The 18,196-nt window shown below is 67.1% G+C and carries 16 protein-coding genes; 6 read left to right on the top strand and 10 right to left on the bottom strand.

The features are described from left to right. Nucleotide 1: 1 nt before the first annotated feature. The 7 genes from pcaDC to AC3A6P_RS09935 form a co-directional block, all read right to left on the bottom strand. Nucleotides 2-1,183, bottom strand: coding sequence for a bifunctional 3-oxoadipate enol-lactonase/4-carboxymuconolactone decarboxylase PcaDC (pcaDC, locus tag AC3A6P_RS09965; RefSeq protein WP_487691207.1), 1,182 nt, complete (start codon nucleotides 1,181-1,183; stop codon nucleotides 2-4). Next, a complete protein-coding gene (locus tag AC3A6P_RS09960) occupies nucleotides 1,180-2,385 on the bottom strand; it encodes a lyase family protein (RefSeq protein ID WP_487691205.1) in 1,206 nt (401 codons plus the stop codon). Before AC3A6P_RS09960 ends, pcaDC begins: the two co-directional genes overlap by 4 nt. Then, complete coding sequence (gene pcaG / locus AC3A6P_RS09955; protein ID WP_487691203.1) at nucleotides 2,382-2,951, bottom strand: protocatechuate 3,4-dioxygenase subunit alpha; 570 nt, start codon at nucleotides 2,949-2,951, stop codon at nucleotides 2,382-2,384. The genes AC3A6P_RS09960 and pcaG overlap by 4 nt, the downstream gene beginning before the upstream one ends. Continuing rightward, nucleotides 2,948-3,748 carry a protocatechuate 3,4-dioxygenase subunit beta gene (pcaH, locus tag AC3A6P_RS09950; protein ID WP_487691457.1) on the bottom strand — a complete coding sequence of 267 codons (801 nt, stop codon included), beginning with the start codon at nucleotides 3,746-3,748 and terminating at the stop codon, nucleotides 2,948-2,950. The genes pcaG and pcaH overlap by 4 nt, the downstream gene beginning before the upstream one ends. 52 nt (nucleotides 3,749-3,800) lie before the next feature. Next, nucleotides 3,801-5,159: an MFS transporter gene (locus AC3A6P_RS09945; RefSeq protein WP_487691201.1), complete on the bottom strand. Its 1,359-nt coding sequence runs from the start codon at nucleotides 5,157-5,159 to the stop codon at nucleotides 3,801-3,803. 49 nt (nucleotides 5,160-5,208) lie between these two features. Further along, nucleotides 5,209-6,066, bottom strand: coding sequence for a shikimate dehydrogenase (locus AC3A6P_RS09940; protein ID WP_487691199.1), 858 nt, complete (start codon nucleotides 6,064-6,066; stop codon nucleotides 5,209-5,211). Nucleotides 6,067-6,152: 86 nt separating this feature from the next. After that, on the bottom strand, nucleotides 6,153-6,806 hold the full coding sequence (locus tag AC3A6P_RS09935) for a TetR/AcrR family transcriptional regulator (protein ID WP_487691197.1): 654 nt from the start codon (nucleotides 6,804-6,806) through the stop codon (nucleotides 6,153-6,155). 123 nt (nucleotides 6,807-6,929) lie between these two features. Between AC3A6P_RS09935 and AC3A6P_RS09930 the strand changes: the two genes are divergently transcribed. After that, entirely contained in the window at nucleotides 6,930-7,589 is a 660-nt protein-coding gene (locus AC3A6P_RS09930; protein ID WP_487691195.1) for a TetR/AcrR family transcriptional regulator, read from the top strand. 35 nt (nucleotides 7,590-7,624) lie between these two features. Next, nucleotides 7,625-12,214, top strand: coding sequence for an ATP-dependent helicase (locus AC3A6P_RS09925; RefSeq protein WP_487691193.1), 4,590 nt, complete (start codon nucleotides 7,625-7,627; stop codon nucleotides 12,212-12,214). Here AC3A6P_RS09925 and AC3A6P_RS09920 read toward each other — a convergent pair whose 3' ends face one another. Next, nucleotides 12,215-13,288, bottom strand: coding sequence for a DUF3533 domain-containing protein (locus AC3A6P_RS09920; protein WP_487691191.1), 1,074 nt, complete (start codon nucleotides 13,286-13,288; stop codon nucleotides 12,215-12,217). A 182-nt stretch (nucleotides 13,289-13,470) separates the two neighbouring features. On the opposite strand from AC3A6P_RS09920, the gene AC3A6P_RS09915 reads away from it, so the two are divergent. Beyond that, complete coding sequence (locus tag AC3A6P_RS09915; protein WP_487691189.1) at nucleotides 13,471-14,091, top strand: TetR/AcrR family transcriptional regulator; 621 nt, start codon at nucleotides 13,471-13,473, stop codon at nucleotides 14,089-14,091. 315 nt (nucleotides 14,092-14,406) lie between these two features. Here AC3A6P_RS09915 and AC3A6P_RS09910 read toward each other — a convergent pair whose 3' ends face one another. Then, on the bottom strand, nucleotides 14,407-14,823 hold the full coding sequence (locus AC3A6P_RS09910; protein WP_487691187.1) for a rhodanese-like domain-containing protein: 417 nt from the start codon (nucleotides 14,821-14,823) through the stop codon (nucleotides 14,407-14,409). Between the two features lie 93 nt (nucleotides 14,824-14,916). Here AC3A6P_RS09910 and AC3A6P_RS09905 point away from each other — a divergent pair, with 93 nt between their 5' ends. Then, nucleotides 14,917-15,375, top strand: coding sequence for an Lrp/AsnC family transcriptional regulator (locus AC3A6P_RS09905; protein WP_487691185.1), 459 nt, complete (start codon nucleotides 14,917-14,919; stop codon nucleotides 15,373-15,375). Between the two features lie 51 nt (nucleotides 15,376-15,426). Here AC3A6P_RS09905 and AC3A6P_RS09900 read toward each other — a convergent pair whose 3' ends face one another. Beyond that, nucleotides 15,427-16,002 (bottom strand): hypothetical protein, encoded by a 576-nt coding sequence (locus AC3A6P_RS09900; RefSeq protein WP_487691183.1) that lies wholly within the window; start codon nucleotides 16,000-16,002, stop codon nucleotides 15,427-15,429. 519 nt (nucleotides 16,003-16,521) lie between these two features. Here AC3A6P_RS09900 and AC3A6P_RS09895 point away from each other — a divergent pair. Both AC3A6P_RS09895 and AC3A6P_RS09890 read left to right on the top strand, forming a co-directional pair. After that, entirely contained in the window at nucleotides 16,522-17,058 is a 537-nt protein-coding gene (locus tag AC3A6P_RS09895; RefSeq protein WP_487691181.1) for an MSMEG_0572/Sll0783 family nitrogen starvation response protein, read from the top strand. 136 nt (nucleotides 17,059-17,194) lie between these two features. Further along, nucleotides 17,195-18,196 (top strand): MSMEG_0568 family radical SAM protein, encoded by a 1,002-nt coding sequence (locus AC3A6P_RS09890; RefSeq protein ID WP_487691180.1) that lies wholly within the window; start codon nucleotides 17,195-17,197, stop codon nucleotides 18,194-18,196.

Below are 18,196 nucleotides of genomic sequence, written 5' to 3'. Positions count from 1 at the left end.
GCTACGCAGCTCCTCCACGTGAATCGAAGTCCGACAGCACGTCCGAGGCGATGCGGAACGCGGTGTTGGCGTCGGGGACACCGCAGTAGATGGCTGTCTGCATGATCAGCTCGGCGATCTCGTCGTTGCTCAGGCCGTTGCGTCGGGCAGCACGCAGGTGCATGGCGAACTCCTCGTGGTGGCCGCGCGCGATGAGGGCGGTCAACGTGATCATCGAGCGGCTGCGGCGGTCCAGGCCTGGACGGGTCCAGATGCCGCCCCAGGCGTACTCGGTGATCATGCGCTGGAAATCCGCGGTCAGCTCCGTGGTGGCGGCCTGGGCGCGATCGACGTGGGCGTCACCGAGAACCTCGCGTCGCACCGCCATTCCCCTCTGGTACACCTCGTCGACGGTTCCGGCTGCGGCCCGCCACGGCAGTCCCACCCGCTGCGCGATCAACGCGGCCACCCTGTCAGGGGCCTCCGCCGGAGCGAGGTGACCGACCGCCTCCAACACCACCAGTTCACCGTTGGTGACCCCAGATGCGATTCGCTGCAGTGACTCCGGCGGGGTTGGAGCGTCATCGCTGCCCGCGACGGCGAGCACGGGGATGGCGATCTCAGGCAGCCGGTCGACGACGTCGAATGCGGCCAGCGCTTCGCACGCCCGCGCATAGGACTCCGGGTCGGTGTGGCTCAGGCCATCGACCAGTGCTGCAGCAACGCCGGGGCGTTGCTGGGCGAACCCGGGCCCGAACCAGCGCCGGGGGGCGTCGGCAACCAACGCGGCCATGCCCTCGGCGCGTACGGTCGCTGCGCGATCCCGCCAGCCGTCCGGGGTGCCGATGGCCGCGCCGGTACACAGCAGGGTCGCCGTCCCCACCCGATGCGGGACGTCGAGCGCCAATTGCAAACCGACACAGCCGCCCAGGGAATCGCCCGCGTAGTGGAACTGCTCGGCGCCGAAGTGATCGGCGATCTCCACCACCGCGGCCGCCAGTTCGGCGATGGTGAAGGAACCGGCGGGGCCGCTTCGTCCATGCCCGGGCAGATCCCACCCGACCACGCGCGCCTCCGCGGTCAGCGCCTGCGCAACCGCACCCCACAGGATCGCCGCCGAGGTGCCGAGCGAAGGGCCCAGCAGGATCACCGGCCCCTTGTCTGGTCCACCGAAGTCGACGACGCCCAAGGCGGGAATGGTCACGACGGCTCCTCGGAGAGACGCCGGGCGCGGCTCACCGCCGCGTCGATCAACCGGTCTGCGATGCCGGTGTATCGGGGAAGGGCTGTGCGACCGGTCAATTCGGTCATCGCACGTTGCTCGGAGAGCAGGCCCTCGGCGGCGGCGAGGTTGTCGGCGGTCCGCGTCTCGTCGACCTTCAGGCCGGTGACGAGTTCGGAGGTGTGTGCGGCGGCGACGACGGTATGCCGGGCCAGCGTTCTCAGCGTCGCCCATTCCGCGTGCCAGGCGCCGTCGGCGCGTTCATCGACACTCGCGGCCGCCGCCGCGTGCAGAACGGCGCCCAGCGGAGCCGCGGTGAGGGCAGCGCGCCGGATCAGCACCGAGCGGACCGGATTGGCTTTGTGCGGCATGGTCGACGAGCCTCCCCCGCTGCCCTCGGCGAATTCGCCGACTTCCGGGCGGCTGCCCGTCGCGACGTCGGCGGCGATGTGGCCCCAGGCGTCACAGCAGGTCACCAGCGCGTCCCCCATGCGGGTGATCGTCGATCGGGTGGTGTGCCAGGGCGGCGCGGGCGCCAGGCGCAGCTTGTGGGCCAGGGCATCGCTGAGGGCGGTGGCACCGTCGACCGATCCCGACAATTCGGTTGCCGCGGCGAGGGTGCCCACCGCCCCCCCGGCCTGGACGGGGAGCGAGGACACCAGTCCCGCCAGCGGTTCGGCGGCGTCCAGCACGCCCGTGAGCCACCGGGCGATTTTCGCGCCGAGCGTACTGGGCAAGGCGGCCTGGGTCAGCGTACGGGCGAGAGCCCTTGTATCTCGGTACCTTTCGGCGAGGGCGGCCAGGGCACTGGCCTGGGTTGCGCACTCGTCGGTGATCCTGACGAGCACGTCACGCATGCACAGGACCAGTGCCGTGTCGATGACGTCCTGGCTGGTTAGCCCGCGGTGCAGCCAGCGCGCCGTCGCCGGTTCGGACCGCTCTCGCAGCAGTGCGACCAGGGCGCTGACCGGGTTGCCGTCCGCGTCGGCGCGTCGAGCGATCATGTCCGCGTCGTCCCTGACGACAACGCTGCTGAGTGCTGCCCGCGCGTCGCGCGGCGCGATACCCGCGTCGACGAGGCCATCGAGCCACGCCTGCTCGACGGCCACCATGGCGGTGAGGAACGCCCCGTCACTCATCAGGTCACCCGCGCGGTGGTCTCCCGGCCAGAACAGGTCGGTCATCGGTGATGCCCCGGGTAGCGCAGGAAAACGGTTTCGGGGGCGCCTGGTGCGTCCTGCAGTTGAATGTCGAAATGCAGGCCGCCGGCGTCCCGTCTGGCGATCAGGGTGTCGCGCCGCTCGGGCGGAAGCGAGGCCAGGAGCGGATCGTTCGAAAGATGGTCGCCCGGCACGTATGCGCGCGTGAACAGCCGGTTGAGCAACCCCCGCGCAAACACGGTCACCAGGATGAACGGCGCCGCCCCGGGCTGACACTCGCCCGGAAGGACGGTCGAGAAGCTGTAGCGCCCGTCGTCGCCGGTGCTCGCCCGACCCCACCCGGTGAAGGTGAAGCCGTCCCGGTGGAGCGAACCGGGCGAGGTCGGCACGTCACCGTCGGCGTCGGCCTGCCAGATCTCGATCAGCGCGTCGGGCACCGGCTTGCCGTTACCGTCGGCGACGACACCCGACAGTTGCACGGCCTCCGGCGAACTCGGCGGTACCAGCTCGTTGCCGCGCTCGAACGGCAGCGCATAGCCGAAGAAGGGCCCGACGGTCTGCCCCGGCGTTGCGGTCAGCAGCGTGCTCATGAGTGCTCGCCTCCGTGATCGGGATTCTCCATCGGGGTGCGCATGGCGCCGGTGAGGACGATGTCCCACCGGTACCCGGTGGCCCATTCATGGGTGGTGATGTCGTGGTCGTAGGTGGCCACCAGCCGGTCACGAGCCTTCTGGTCGGTGATCGACTGGTAGATCGGGTCGAGGCCGAACAACGGGTCACCCGGGAAGTACATCTGGGTGACCATCCGCTGAGTGAATTCCGTTCCGAACAAAGAGAAGTGGATATGCGCCGGTCGCCATGCGTTGCGATGGTTCTTCCACGGGTAGGGCCCCGGCTTGATGGTGGTGAACCGGTAGGTGCCGTCGTCATCGGTCAGGCAGCGGCCGACGCCCGTGAAGTTGGGGTCGATGGCGGCGGGGTGCTGATCACGCTTGTGGACGTAGCGCCCCCCGGCATTGGCCTGCCAGATTTCCACGAGCTGCCGTCGCACGGGTCTGCCGTCGCCGTCGAACACGCGGCCGGTGATCACCATGCGCTCACCGATGGGTTCACCGCCGTGCTGGATGGTGAGGTCGGCTTCGAGCGGGCTGACGTCGCGTTCGGAGAAGCAGGGCGCCCACAGTTCGACACCCTCCGGATCGGCGTGGTGCAGGTCTTTGGTCGGGTGGCGCAGCAGACTGCTGCGATACGGCGTGTAGTCCAGTCGGGGCTGTGACTCGTCGACGCCGCCGCGTTCGTACTCGGACGCGATGGTCAGCATCTCCGCGTTGATGGCCCGTTGACTTGCGGTGGCGCTGTCGGGATCGGAGTCGATGTTCGCCGTCAGGTCTTGCACGTTGACACTCCAAAAATGTTGCTGATGGCCAGGATCGAGGAGATCAGTGGTCGACGAGTTCCCGCGCGGAGCCGGGACTCTTGTTGCCCAGCAGCGCGGTCGGCACGTCCTTGGTCTCCTTGGCCGTCAGTGCGGCGGCAGTGGCGATGAGGCACACCACCGCGGTGAAGATGCTGATGACCACCCAACCGCCTTCCTGCACACCGCCGAGTGCGGTGACGATCGCGGGAGCGAAACCGGCGACCAGGAAGCCCAACTGAGTACCGATGGCCAGCCCGGAGAACCGCACCTGGGTGGAGAACATCTCGCCGTAGAAAGACGGCCATACGGCGTTGGCTGCGGCGTAGCCGAAGGAGAAGGTGGCGATTGCCAGCGCGAACATCAGGACGTCGTTGCCGCCGCTCATGGACAACAGATAGAACGGCATCAGCACCGCCGAGGACAGTGCACCGTAGATGTAAACGGGCTTGCGGCCGATACGGTCGGCGAGCTTGCCGAACAGCGGTTGGGTGAACAGTGCCACGATATTCGCGACCACGACCAGCCACAGCGTCTCGTCCGCGTCGAGGCCCATTTTCTTGCCGTAGGCGATGGCCAGGTTGGCGAACACGGTGGACACGGCGGCGATGAAGGCGCAGAAGATCACCCTGAGAACGTCGCGCCAATGATTGCGCATCAGTGGCATCAGCGGCATCCGGGCGATGGTGCCCGTGGCCTTGGCTTCCGAGAATTCCGGTGTCTCGTGAAGTCGACGGCGGATGAAGTACGCGACCACCACGACAAAGGCACTGAGCCAGAACGGAACTCGCCACCCCCAGGAGTACAGGTCCTCGTCCGGGAGTGCCACGATGGGGATGACGACGAGCGAGGCCAGGATCAGGCCACCCTGTGTGCCGGTCAGCGTCCACGACGTGAAGAAGGCGCGCTGGTTGTCAGGTGAATGCTCCAACGTCAACGAGCTGGCCCCTGCCTGCTCGCCCGCGGCGGAGAACCCCTGCAGCAGGCGGCAGGTCACCAGGAGCAGGGGCGCGGCCGCGCCGACCGCCGCGTACGTCGGCAGGCATCCGATGGCGAACGTCGAGACGCCCATGAGGACGAGGGTGAACATCAGCACGTTGCGGCGCCCGATCCGGTCGCCGAAGTGACCGATCACGAAGGCGCCGATCGGCCGGGCGATGTACGCGACACCCAGCGTCGCGAAAGACTGTGCCAGCGCTACCGTCTCGTTGCCCTCTGGGAAGAAGACCTTTGGAAAGACAAGAGCGGCAACAAAACCGAACACGAAGAAGTCGTAGTATTCGACGGCACTGCCCATGAAACTGGCCAACGCCGCCTTCTTGGGCGTCCGCGCCGGCGTGCCGGCCGGAACACCGCCTGCCGAATTGCTGTTCGTGACGCTCATTGGGTTCCTCCTGGTTTCCTTCTGATGTGGTTTCCGACGGAGTGCGACTTCACCCGGCGAGAGTGCGGAAGTGGCGTGACATGCGATCGGCGTCAGGAACGATCCCGGTGATCAGTTCGAAGGCGGTTGTCGCCTGGTGCACGGCCATGAAGCCGCCGTCGAGTGTTCGGCAGCCGGCCTTCCGGGCTGCGGTCAGCAGCGCGGTGTCCAAGGGCCGGTAGACGATGTCGGCCACCCACAGCCCGGGATGTAGAAGTGCCGCGTCGAACGGTATGCCCGGGTGGTCGGCCATGCCGGTGGGGGTGCAATGCACGACACCGTCGCTGTGCGGCAACAGGATCGAGAGCTTGTCGAAGGCGGAGGCATCGACGCGCGCGTCGCGATGCCGGCCGGCGAGTTCGCCCGCCAAGGTCGTGGCGCGGTCGACCTCGAGGTCGACGATGGTCAGGTGGCCGGCGCCCAGCTCGAGGAGTGCGTGCCCTACCGCGGCGCCTGCTCCTCCCGCCCCGAGCAGCACCACGTTCGAGACGGCGGCGCCGGGCAGGCCCTCGGCGAAACCGGCGCCGAACCCGGGTGCGTCGGTGTTGTAGCCGATCGTGCGGTGTTCCTCGAAGACCACCGTGTTGACCGCTCCGAGCGCGGCGGCGTCATCGTCGAGGGTGTCGAGATGCGGGATCACCAACTGCTTACACGGGTGGGTCACGTTGAGGGCGTTGTATCCGAGTGCGCGCGCCCAGGTCAGGATCTCACCGATGCGTTCCGGGGTGAGACCGGCCGCCTTGAGGTCGATGGCTCGGTACACGTAATCGAGGCCATGGGCTCGACCCTCGGCCATGTGCAACGCCGGGGTCAGCGACGGGCCGACGCCCTGTCCTACGAGACCGACGAGATACGGGCTGGATGCCACACTCCACCGTCCTACTCAATGTACGAACTAGTACGTACATAAACTAGAACACTGTGGGGTGCCTCTCGTCAAGAGGTCTGTGTGAGCTAGATCGCCGGCGACGCGGCCGTGAGCCAGCCCACGACGACATCGCCGATCATGCGTCGCAGATGAGCCCGTTGCGTCGTCTCGGTGAAGTCGACGTCGAAGAGGAATCCGAAGGTGTAGCGGTTCGCCACCTGGAACACGCAGTAGGAACTGATGAGGATGTGGACATCGAGCGCCTCGACATCGGCACGAAAGACACCCTGCGCACGCCCGCGGGCCAGGATCTCGTCGAGGAGCGAGGTCGCCGGTCGTGCCAAGCTGCGCAGGGAGTCGAGCCGGCTGATGTACTCGCCCCGGTGAATGTTCTCGATGGCGACCAGGCGGATGAAGGCCTGGTGATCCAGGTGGTGATCGAAGGTCAGCTCCGCCAAACTCCGCATGGCGTCCACCGGATCAACGTGGTCGACCTGCAGACGCTGCTCGGCCTCGCGGATGCCGCGGTAGGCATTCTCGAGCACGGCCGTGTACAGGCCCTCTTTGCCGCCGAAGTAGTAGTAGATCATCCGCTTGGTGGTGCGGGTGCGCTCGGCGATCTCATCGACACGCGCGCCTGAGTACCCGGACTCGGCGAACACCTCGGTGGCCACGGCCAGCAGGTCGGCGCGGGTTCGCTCGGCGTCGCGCTGTAGCTCGGGACGTGGCTCGCCATTCACGCCGCGAGCCTACTGGGGCGCCCCTTGGTTTCACCGCGAGGGATTCGGTGCGGAATTTAGCTGGCAGACGTCACGATCACAGCCGTCCGCCGCTGTTATACATGTGTCAGATAATATGCCACCATGTCCGAACAGTCCGGGGCCAGGCCTGCCCGCCGGCGGTTGTCCCCCGACGACCGGCGTTCGGAACTGCTGGCCCTGGGCGCGAAGGTCTTCGGCGAGCGGCCCTATGACGACGTGCGGATCGACGAGATCGCCGAGCGGGCGGGCGTGTCGCGGGCGCTGATGTACCACTACTTCCCGGACAAACGCGCATTCTTCGCCGAGGTGGTCCGCGCGGAAAGCGAGCGCCTGTTCGAGGCCACCAGCACACCTGCCGTGCCAGGTCAGACACTGTTCGAGCGGTTGCGCGCCGGGGTGCTGGCCTATGTCGAGTATCACGAGCAATACCCCCACGGTTCCTGGGCGGCCTATATCGGGCCCGGTCGCACCGATCCTCTGCTGCTCGGTATCGATGACGCCGACAACACCCGGCAGATGCAGCGCATCCTGAACGAGATGAGCGCCATCACCTCGGATCTGGACTCGAAGGTGGAGCGCGACCTGCGGGTCACGGTGTACGGGTGGCTGGCGTTCACCCTTGAGCTGTGCCGGCAGCGGATCATCGACCCGTCGCTGGATGCCGGGCAGATCGCCGACCTCTGCGCGCACGCGCTGTTGGACGCCGCGGCACGGGTACCTGGCATCCCGGCCCAGCTCATCGAGGCCATCAGCAAGCGCTGACATTTTTTGTCAGACCTCGTTGGCACCATGGACACGTGCCCACTCCACCTCGACAGAAGCGGCGGCCTGATCCGCTCTCGCGCTTCACCCCGCTGACGCGCGAGTGGTTCGCGGGTACTTTCGTCGAGCCCACACCGGCGCAGGCCCAGGCGTGGCAGGCCATCGCCGACGGCGACAACACGCTGGTCATCGCACCCACCGGTTCCGGCAAGACGCTGGCCGCGTTCCTATGGGCCATCGACCAGCTCGCGGGGCCCACCGACCTGGACCGTAAACCCGGCACCCGGGTGCTCTATGTCTCTCCACTCAAAGCGCTTGCTGTCGACGTCGAGCGCAACCTGCGCACACCCCTGACCGGTATCAGCCGAGTCGCCGAGCGCAATGGCGCTCCGCCTCCGTCCATCAGTGTCGGCGTGCGTTCCGGTGACACGACGCAAGCGCAGCGGCGGGAGTTGATCACCCGGCCGCCGGACATCCTGATCACCACACCCGAGTCGCTGTTCCTCATGCTCACCTCGGCCGCGCGTGAGACGCTCGCCGGGATCGAAACCGTGATCGTGGACGAGGTGCACGCCGTCGCCAACACCAAACGCGGTGCCCATTTGGCCCTGTCGTTGGAACGGCTCGACGCGATGCTGCCGAAACCCGCGCAGCGAATCGGCCTCTCGGCGACGGTGCGCCCGGCCGAGGAGGTGGCGCGCTTCCTGTCCGGCCCGGCGCCAACCACTATCGTGGCGCCGCCGGCGGCCAAGACCTTCGAGCTCGAGGTCCAGGTGCCCGTGCCGGACATGGCGAACCTGGAGAACAACAGCATCTGGCCGGACGTCGAAGAGCGGATCGTCGACCTGATCGAGGGCCATCGCTCGTCGATCGTGTTCACCAACAGCCGACGCCTGGCCGAGCGACTGACTGCGCGGCTCAACGAGATCCACGCCGAACGCACCGGTGTCGAACTCTCCGGTGACCGCAACCCGGGTGTGCCGGGCGGGCCACCGGCACACATCATGGGCAGCGGCCAGACCTACGGCGCCGAACCGGTGCTGGCCCGGGCGCACCACGGGTCGGTCAGCAAGGAAGCCCGCGCCGACGTCGAGGACGCGCTCAAGAGTGGACGCCTCAAAGCCGTTGTCGCCACGTCCAGCCTGGAACTCGGTATCGACATGGGCTCGGTCGATCTGGTGATCCAGGTCGAGACGCCGCCGTCGGTGGCCAGCGGCCTGCAGCGCATCGGCCGCGCCGGCCACCAGGTCGGTGAGATCTCCCACGGCGTGCTGTTCCCGAAACACCGCACCGACCTGATCGGCTGCGCGGTGTCGGTGCAACGCATGCTGGCCGGGCAGATCGAGACCATGCACGTTCCGGCCAACCCGCTCGACGTGCTGGCCCAGCACACGGTGGCCGCGTGTGCGCTGGAGCCGTTGAACGCCGACGGCTGGTTCGACACCGTACGGCGCAGCGCACCGTTCGCGACACTGCCGCGCAGCGCGTTCGAGGCGACGCTGGACCTGCTGTCGGGCAAGTACCCCTCCACCGATTTCGCCGAACTGCGGCCCCGGGTCGTCTACGACCGCGACACCGGCACCGTCACCGCCCGCCCCGGTGCGCAGCGCCTGGCCGTCACCTCCGGTGGCGCCATCCCCGACCGCGGCCTGTTCACGGTGTACCTGGCCACCAGTGCAGATTCCGAAAAGCCCTCGCGGGTCGGCGAACTCGATGAAGAGATGGTCTACGAATCCCGCCCGGGTGACGTCATCTCCCTGGGCGCCACCAGCTGGCGGATCACCGAGATCACCCATGACCGCGTGCTGGTGGTCCCGGCCCCGGGCGAGCCGGCGCGGCTGCCGTTCTGGCGCGGTGATGCGGTGGGCCGCCCCGCCGAACTCGGCGCCGCCGTCGGCGCATTCACCGGCGAGCTGTCCCGGATGGACCGCACCAAGTTCGAGCAGCGCTGCGCCACGATTGGATTCGATGAATTCGCCACCGACAACCTGTGGCGGCTGCTCGAGGAGCAGAAGGAGGCCACCGGCACCGTCCCCACCGACGCCACCCTGGTGGTGGAACGCTTCCGCGACGAACTCGGCGACTGGCGTGTGGTGCTGCACTCCCCCTACGGCCTCCAGGTGCACGGGCCGCTGGCGCTGGCCATCGGCAAGCGGCTCTACGAGCGGTTCGGGATCGACGAGAAACCCACCGCCTCCGACGACGGCATCATCCTGCGGTTGCCCGACACTGACGAAACTGCACCCGGCGCAGACCTTTTCGTCTTCGATGCCGACGAGATCGAACCGCTGGTCACCGCCGAGGTGGGCGGGTCGGCATTGTTCGCCTCGCGGTTCCGCGAGTGCGCGGCGCGGGCCCTGCTCCTGCCCCGCCGGCACCCCGGCAAGCGGTCGCCGCTGTGGCATCAACGCCAACGCGCCGCTCAACTGCTCGATGTGGCCAAGAAGTACCCCGACTTCCCGATCGTGCTGGAAGCGGTGCGGGAATGCCTGCAGGACGTCTACGACGTACCGATGCTGACCGAACTGATGGGACGCATCGCGCAACGTCGCGTCAAGGTCGTCGAGGTCGAGACGTCCATGCCGTCACCGTTCGCAGCCTCGCTGCTGTTCGGTTACGTCGGCGCGTTCATGTACGAGGGTGACAGCCCGCTGGCCGAACGACGGGCCGCGGCATTGTCTTTGGACTCGACACTGCTCTCCGAACTGCTTGGCCGGGTGGAACTACGTGAGCTACTCGACTCCGATGTCATCGCCTCCACCCACAAACAGCTGCAGCACCTGACCCCGGAGCGCGCCGTCCGCGACGCCGAGGGCCTGGCGGACCTGCTGCGACTGCTGGGTCCGCTCACCGAAGAGGAGGCAGCCCTACGCAGTACCGCCGACGACGTCAGCGGTTGGTTGCACGGGCTGGAGGAAGCCAAGCGTGCGCTGCGGGTGTCGTTCGCCGACCGCACCTGGTGGGTGGCGATCGAAGACATCGGCCGCCTCCGTGACGGTGTGGGAGTCGCTGTGCCGGTCGGGGTGCCGGCCACGTTCACCGAGTCGGTGAAAGACCCTCTCGGCGAGCTCCTCAGCCGCTACGCCCGCACCCGCGGCCCCTTCACCACCGCGGATGCCGCGAGCCGATTCGGGCTGGGCCTGCGGGTGGCGGCCGATGTGCTGGGCCGCCTGGCCGTGGACGGCAAACTGGTCAAGGGCGAGTTCATCGACACCGCTGGATCTTCCACGGCCGTAGGCGGCCTCGAGCAATGGTGCGACGCCGAGGTGCTGCGGATCCTGCGCCGCCGGTCGCTGGCGGCGCTGCGGGCGCAGGTCGAGCCGGTCAGCACCGCCGCCTACGCCCGGTTCCTGCCCGGGTGGCAGCAGTTCGGTAACGCATCGGGCATCGACGGGCTGGCGTCGGTGATCGAGCAGCTCTCCGGGGTGCCGATGCCGGCTTCGGCGGTGGAGCCGCTGATCTTCGGTCAGCGTGTGCGCGGATACACCCCGGCGATGCTCGACGAGCTGCTGGCCTCCGGAGAGGTGCTGTGGTCCGGCGCCGGATCGTTGGCCGGCGGGGACGGCTGGGTGGCGTTCCACACCGCCGACACCGCGCCGCTCACGCTGACCCAGCCCACCGAACTGGAACTCACCGACGTCCACCGCTCGTTGCTCGACACCCTCGGCCGGCCCGGCGACGCTCACGGCGCGTTCTTCTTCCGGCAACTCAGCACCGGCGGTGTCAGCGAAGAAACACTGAAAGAAGCTTTGTGGCAACTCATCTGGGCCGGCTGGGTCACCGGCGACACCTTCGCGCCGGTACGCGCGCTGCTGTCGGGTGGGCGTCGGCCCGGTGCCCGCAAAGCCGCCACCCCCGCACACCGCACCCGGCGGGCGCCCCGGCTGTCCCGCTACAGCGTGGCCCATCCGCAGGCGCGCAGCGTCGACCCGACGGTAGCCGGGCGCTGGTCGGCCCTACCCGCCGCCGAACTCGATACGACGCTGCGGGCCTCCTTCTCCGCCGAACTCTTGCTCGCGCGTTACGGCGTTCTGACCAAGGGAGCGGTGGCCAGCGAGAACCTGCCGGGCGGCTTCGCGATGCTCTACAAGGTGTTGTCGGCCTTCGAGGACACCGGCCGGTGCCAGCGCGGATACTTCGTGGAGTCACTGGGTGGCGCGCAGTTCTCGATGGCGTCCACCGTGGACCGGCTGCGTACGCATGCCGATTCCGTCGACGGCGACCACGGCGATCGGACCGCGGTGGCATTGGCAGCCACCGACCCCGCCAATCCCTATGGCGCGGCGCTGGCTTGGCCCGCCCGTGACACCGATACCGACAGCGCCCATCGACCTGGCCGAAAAGCCGGAGCGCTGGTGGTGCTCGTCGACGGCGAACTGGTGTGGTTTCTCGAACGTGGCGGACGTTCCCTGCTGAACTTCGCCGCAGACCCTGAGACGCTGAACGCGGCAGCCGCAGTGCTGGCCGATCTGGTGACCAACCGCAAAGTGGATGGACTGCTGGTTGAACGGATCAACGGCGCCTCCGTACTGGATCCGGCGGCACCTGCTGACCACGCGGCGGTGGCCTCGGCGCTGACGGCTGCGGGGTTCAGCCGGACGCCGCGGGGTCTGCGGCTGCGCTGATCAAGCCGGGACCATCTGTGCGTGCAGTTCGCGACGATGTTGGGCCACCGCACGTTTCCGTCGCCGGCTCACCAGAGCCGCTGCGCCCAGGCTCAGCAGGATGCCGGCCACCGCCCACGCCGCCAGGACGGCTATCGGTCCGCCGATGCCCTCACTGCCGAAATACACGATCTTGCGCACCGCATCCGTGCCGGCGCCGTTGGGCAGCACCGAGTGCAGGGCACGCCAGAACGGCGGTAGCAGCGCGGGTTGGTAGGCGCCGCCGGCGGACGGGTTGCCGAGGATGACGAAGACGAGGACGGTGAGCGCGATTCCCAAGGTGCCGAACAGCATCTGGAAGGCCATGGTCACGGTTGCCGCGGCAAGGACCACAAGCGTCCCGACCCCGGCCAGCGCCCACAGGTGACCGTTCAGCGCTCCCAGCACCGGACCCGCCACCACGGCACCGCCGATACCCGACGCCAGACTGTAGGGAACGGTGGCGCCCAGTCGCCACACGGCGCGGGGGAACGTGGCCGGGCGGGCACCCTTGGCGACGCCCAACATCGAGGCGAAGAGATAGCCGCCGACGGCCCACCCGATGACGAGGTAGAAGCCACTGAGCCCACGGGCATCGCCGGGTTCGAGCGCCACCACGTCCTCGACCGCGATTGTCCTGTGCTCGGAGGACGCGACACGGTCGAAGATCTGCTCGACGGCCCCGGAGACCGACGTTCCGCCGGCCGAGGCCGTCAGCAGCCGATCACTGGTGCCGGCGGGGTCCACCACGTAGACCGCCGAGGTCGCGGCGGTGCTGAGCGCGTGGCGGGCGCCGGCTTCGTCGACGGCCGCAGAAGCGTCAAGCGGTTGTCCCGCAATGGCGTTGAGGCGATCCACCACGGAATGCACCGCTTCCGCGGGAGCCACCACCGACACCGGGATGTGCTGCGGCATAGGAGCGTGGAAAGCGCCGATGTAGGACAGGATGAACCCGAACTGCAGCAGCAGCACGCCGACACCCAGGAGCACGGTGCGCGGCGACACCGCGTCCCGCAAACCCTCGAGCAACGACTCACTGCGTTCGTGTTTGCTCATTCTTTTCCTCGCTCGTCTTACGCACCGTAAACGGATACACTCCGTATCGGATACACACTGTATCAAGATGAGCGACGACCAGTGCTGCCCCGTAACTACCGTCACACTGAGTGCCGACGGGATTCGGGTGAACACCCGTCACGGCGCGATCGATGTGGCGAAGAAACGAGGGAGAGCGGGGCATGCCCAAATCACCGACAAAACGCAGGCCGGTGACAGTCGCGGCGGTACTCGACGCCGGGCTGACGATGTTCCTCGAACGCGGATTCCACCAGGCCTCGATCCACGACATCACCGCCGCCGCGGGCTTGACCAGGGGCGCGTTCTACTCCAACTTCCCCACCAAGGAAGCCCTCTTCCTCGCGGTTTATGACCGCAAGACCGATGACATGCTCGACGAGCTACACCACGTCCTCGGCCGGACACCGGACGATGTCGATGCGGTGCCGCTGTTGCTCAACTTCGTCGCCAATGGCGGCGCAGGTGGCGACGACTGGTTTCTGACACTCGCCGAGTTCACCGTGCACGCCGCGCGCGACGCCGCGGTGCGCGCCCAGTTCGTGGCGCACCGCCAACGATCGGCGCAGAAGCTGACCGCCTTGATCGCCGAGGTGGTCGCGGCCACCGACCGCCGGCTGGATACCGATGTCAGCGAGCTGGCCGACGCGATCCTGGCCCTCCACGAGGGTGCAGCCCTGCTGCGCGCCTCACGGCCGGCCGGCGGCCCCACCGATGCCCTGTTCGAGCGGATGGCCGCCGTCATCGTCGACGCACTCACCCCGGTGCGGACCCAACGAGACTGACTACTGGGCGTCCAGAACCAGCGTGGTGTGCTGACCTTGCAGCCCCTCGACATGACGATGCTGCACGCCTCCCGTCCACGTCCGGCTCACCGTGAGGGACGACCGCGGCGTCAGCGGGCAACTGTTGGCGCGAAAACTGTTGCCGCCGTTATCGTTAACTGAGACGGTGTACCAGCGCCGGGTGCCGGAACGGTTCCGCACCGTCGAAACCCCTGCGCTTCTTCTCCGGCCGGGTGTCGGCGTACTCGGTCACTTCACGAAGTGGCCGACAGGAATCGAAGCGGGATAGTTGACGGTAACGGTGCGATTCACTCGCTACCCGGTAGAGGTCGCGGTGAGCTCGTCGACCGCGCGGCGATGCCGGCCGGCGGCGGACTCGACCGCCAGGCCTTCGCGCGCCCAGTACTCGTAACCGCCGATGAGCTCGCGCACCTCCTGGAAGCCGAGCCTGACCAGCGTCAGCGCCGCCTTGGTGCTGCCATTGCAGCCGGGCCCCCAGCAATAGACGACGATCGGCGTCCGCGGGTTGGGCGCCAACTCCGCCAGCCTCTCCCCCAGCTCAGGGGCGGGGATGTGCAGCGCGCCGGGAATGTGGCCCTGCTCCCAGGCCGCCGCGCTGCGCACGTCGATCAGGAGTCCGGTGAACGTGCCGGACATACGCGCGGCGGCCAGGTCGGCTGGGTCGGTGTGAAACCGGAGGCGCTGTTCGAAGAATTCGATCGCTGAGTTCACGCGGCCAGTCTGCGCCGGTATCAGGCTCGGCAACACCAGCATCAACGGTGAATTGCGGCCTTTTACCATCGAATCAATGGCAAAGTGGCGGTCATGCCGCTTGATCAACGACTCGAACTCGACCAGACCGACGCGATGCTGCTGTCCGCGTTGCAAGCCGACGGGCGGATGTCGATCGCCGATCTCGCCCGCACGGTCCATCTGTCGCCGAGCTCCACCGCGGATCGTCTGCGCCGGCTCACCGATTTCGGGGCCATCACCGGCTATCGCGCGGTCGTCGATCCCGCTGCCCTGGGTTACACGGTCACCGCGTTCGTCCGGCTGCGCTACCCCTCCGGCAACTACCGGGCCTTCGACGAGATGCTCGCCAGTACCGTCGAAGTTGTTGAGGCGCATCACGTCACCGGTGATGACTGCTTCATCCTCAAGGTGATCGCCCGGTCGATGTCCGATCTGGAACGGATCGCCGGCCGCATCGCCAACCTCGGCTCGATCACCACCAGCGTGGTGTACTCCACCAAACTCGACAACCGGGCCGTCGAGCCAGCATGAGTGGCGAGCACGATGCCCGCCGGCTGGATCAGTAACCGGCGGGCATCGGCGTTACTGCTCGGACTCATAGATCGATGGCGATCCCCAGCCCGACTGCCCCTGCAGGCAGCTGTCGCCATGCAGGACAACACATTCGACGATCTGATCCGACTGTGTAGGATCCGGTGTTGCAGGTGGATCCTCCAGAGACGACGCCATAACCCGGTAACTGCTCGTCAGTTCGACCGCCCCTTGCCTGTAGAACGCTTTCACTTTGTAGGGCCGGGTCAATTCGGGCTTCGTCGGGATGTCCAGTTGCCATTGTTTGTCGTAGACGTTGGCCATCTGCACCCATCGCTGGCCGTCCGACTCTTTCGGGCCGACGATAACCAAGACGCTGCCGACGTCCGGCGTCGCCGACCCGGCCACCATCACTGCGGTGTCGTCTCCGTTGGGCATCACCTGTTCGATGGACCCTGAGAGAGTCGGCGCAAAGGGATTCCACCCACTCGCAATAACCGCTGTTGTGCCAGTGATGAGCGCAGTGGCGATACCGCCCACCGTCGCAATCACCTGATTGTTGAGTCTGAACCCATGTCGGCCGGCTCCCTCCGCCGGTGTTCCGATCGGTTCTGCATGAGCCGTCATGGCCCTGTTCCCTTCATTCCCTTCTTCTACTGTTCGGCCGCCAAGCGGCTCCCCCTCTGGCGCAGCCCTGCGTGGATCGCACGCGACGGTGCTGCACCGCAATCGTCACCGCTTCGCGCCCGTGACGATCACCCCCGCACGGGCCCATGTTCGCGCGTCGCGAAGCGTGGCACCCGCGTAGTCAGGTACTCGCGTCTTCCCGGTGCTCTGAATTGTTTCGCCGGGTTACGTCGCGGTGTGCCGGCCGTAACTCTTTACCCGGCCTGTGTGTCCTGGTCGTGACATCGCACCTGGGGTTTGCCGCATGATTGTTTCCCGGCGTGAACTCCATCCCCATCGGATCGCGGGATAGATTGCCAAAGAACGCATTATTATTGTGCAGCACAGTACTTTTCGGATAATCTGCGATGCACATCGCGGTGAGATCTCGGTAATCATCTGTTGTTCCTGATGAAACCATTCGGAAAAACTCCAGGACGTAAATGTTGCTCACACGCCTTCACCGACAAGGAGCAACGCATGACCGACACCGTTACCGATATCGACGCCACCATCGCGGCCAACATCGAGAAGTCGCTCAACGAGATCCCGCATCCGTCGCTGCCGAAGGGCACCAACATCTACGGCGGCACCAAGATCTTCCCCGACTACCAGGCCACCGCCGGCGAGACCTACTTCACCCTGGTGCACGGGATCGCCCACGAGTCTTCGGTGAGCTTCGTCGCCGTGCTGCAGGCAACGCGCGCACTGCGCAAGGGCTTCGAGTCCGCCATCTACTTCTACGGACCCGGCGCCATCAATTGCCTTGCCACCCGCGGCTTTCCGACCACCGGTGACAGCGGCTTCCCCGGCGAGCAGAACATCAACGACTCCCTGGCCACTTTCATCAAGGAAGGCGGCACGGTGTATTGCTGCCGCTTCGGACTGGCACTGCACGGCGGCCGGGAGGAAGACCTGATTGCCGGCGTGATCCCAGCCCACCCGCTCGATGTGCAGGACGCGATCATCCACTACGCCCGCAAGGGTGCCATCATCAACTCCACCTACATGGTCTAGCAGCATGTCCACCCGTTACGCCGACGCAGAACGAGGCACGACCGACGAGGCGAAGTGGCGGCATGCGTCTCCTGTCCAACTGACCAGCGGCCCGGGGCTGCGTGTGCGCGCAGACCTTGCTGTGCACGGGGCGCGGATGAGCGCACCCGTGACGCGTCGCTCCGGCGCCGGCCCGTCCGATGACGGACATGTCAGCATCGCCGGTTCAGGTGCCACGATTCCGCTGAACCCGTTGAGCGACTATGTGATCGACGGGGACACGGTGTATTTTGACGGCGAGGACACCGGAATCTCGGTCCAGCCGGTGGCACGGCCGAAGTTCTACGACCTGAGCACCGCAGAGGGGGTCGGTTACGAGAAGATCGCCCGCCTACACGGGACCAATGTCCTGGCCACCACGGTGGTTCAAAAGTGCATCCGCTACAGCCAGTCGCAACGCTGCCGATTCTGCACCATCGAAGAATCTCTGTATGCGGGTGACACCGTGGCCGTCAAGACACCGGCGCAGATAGCCGAGGTCGCCAAGGCCGCGGTAACCCTCGACGGCGTGCAACAACTGGTGATGACCACCGGAACCACCAACGGGAAAGACCGGGGTGCAACACATCTGGCGAACTGCGTACGCGCCGTCACCGAAGCCGTCCCCGGCCTGCCCATTCAGGTGCAGATCGAACCGCCCGGCGATCTCGATGTCATCAGCGAACTCAAGGCCGCCGGCGCCACCGCCATCGGCATCCACGTCGAGTCGATGAACGATGACGTGCGCCGGGCGTGGATGCCGGGCAAGTCCACGGTGGCGCTCGATGAATACCGAGCCGCATGGACGGAGGCGGTTCGGGTGTTCGGCCGCAACAAAGTGTCCAGCTACCTGCTGATCGGGCTGGGCGATACCGCCGATCAGATTGTCGATGCGGCAAGCGAATTGATCGACCTGGGCGTGTACCCGTTCGTCGTGCCGTTCCGTCCGCTGGCCGATTCGCTGGCCGCCGGCACCGCCCCACCCAGCCCAGCGCTGGTGGCCGAGGTCAGCGGTCGGGTCGCGTCACTTCTGCGCGGTGCCGCCATGTCCGGAGCCGACCAGCAGGCGGGCTGTGCAGCGTGCGGCGCCTGCAGTCTCCTGCCGGCAGCCGGAGGTTGA

The sequence above is a fragment of the Mycobacterium sp. Soil_C_30 genome (assembly GCF_057656995.1).
The sequence above is the reverse complement of the archived record's forward strand: the minus strand, read 5'-3'. Positions and strand labels throughout refer to the sequence as shown.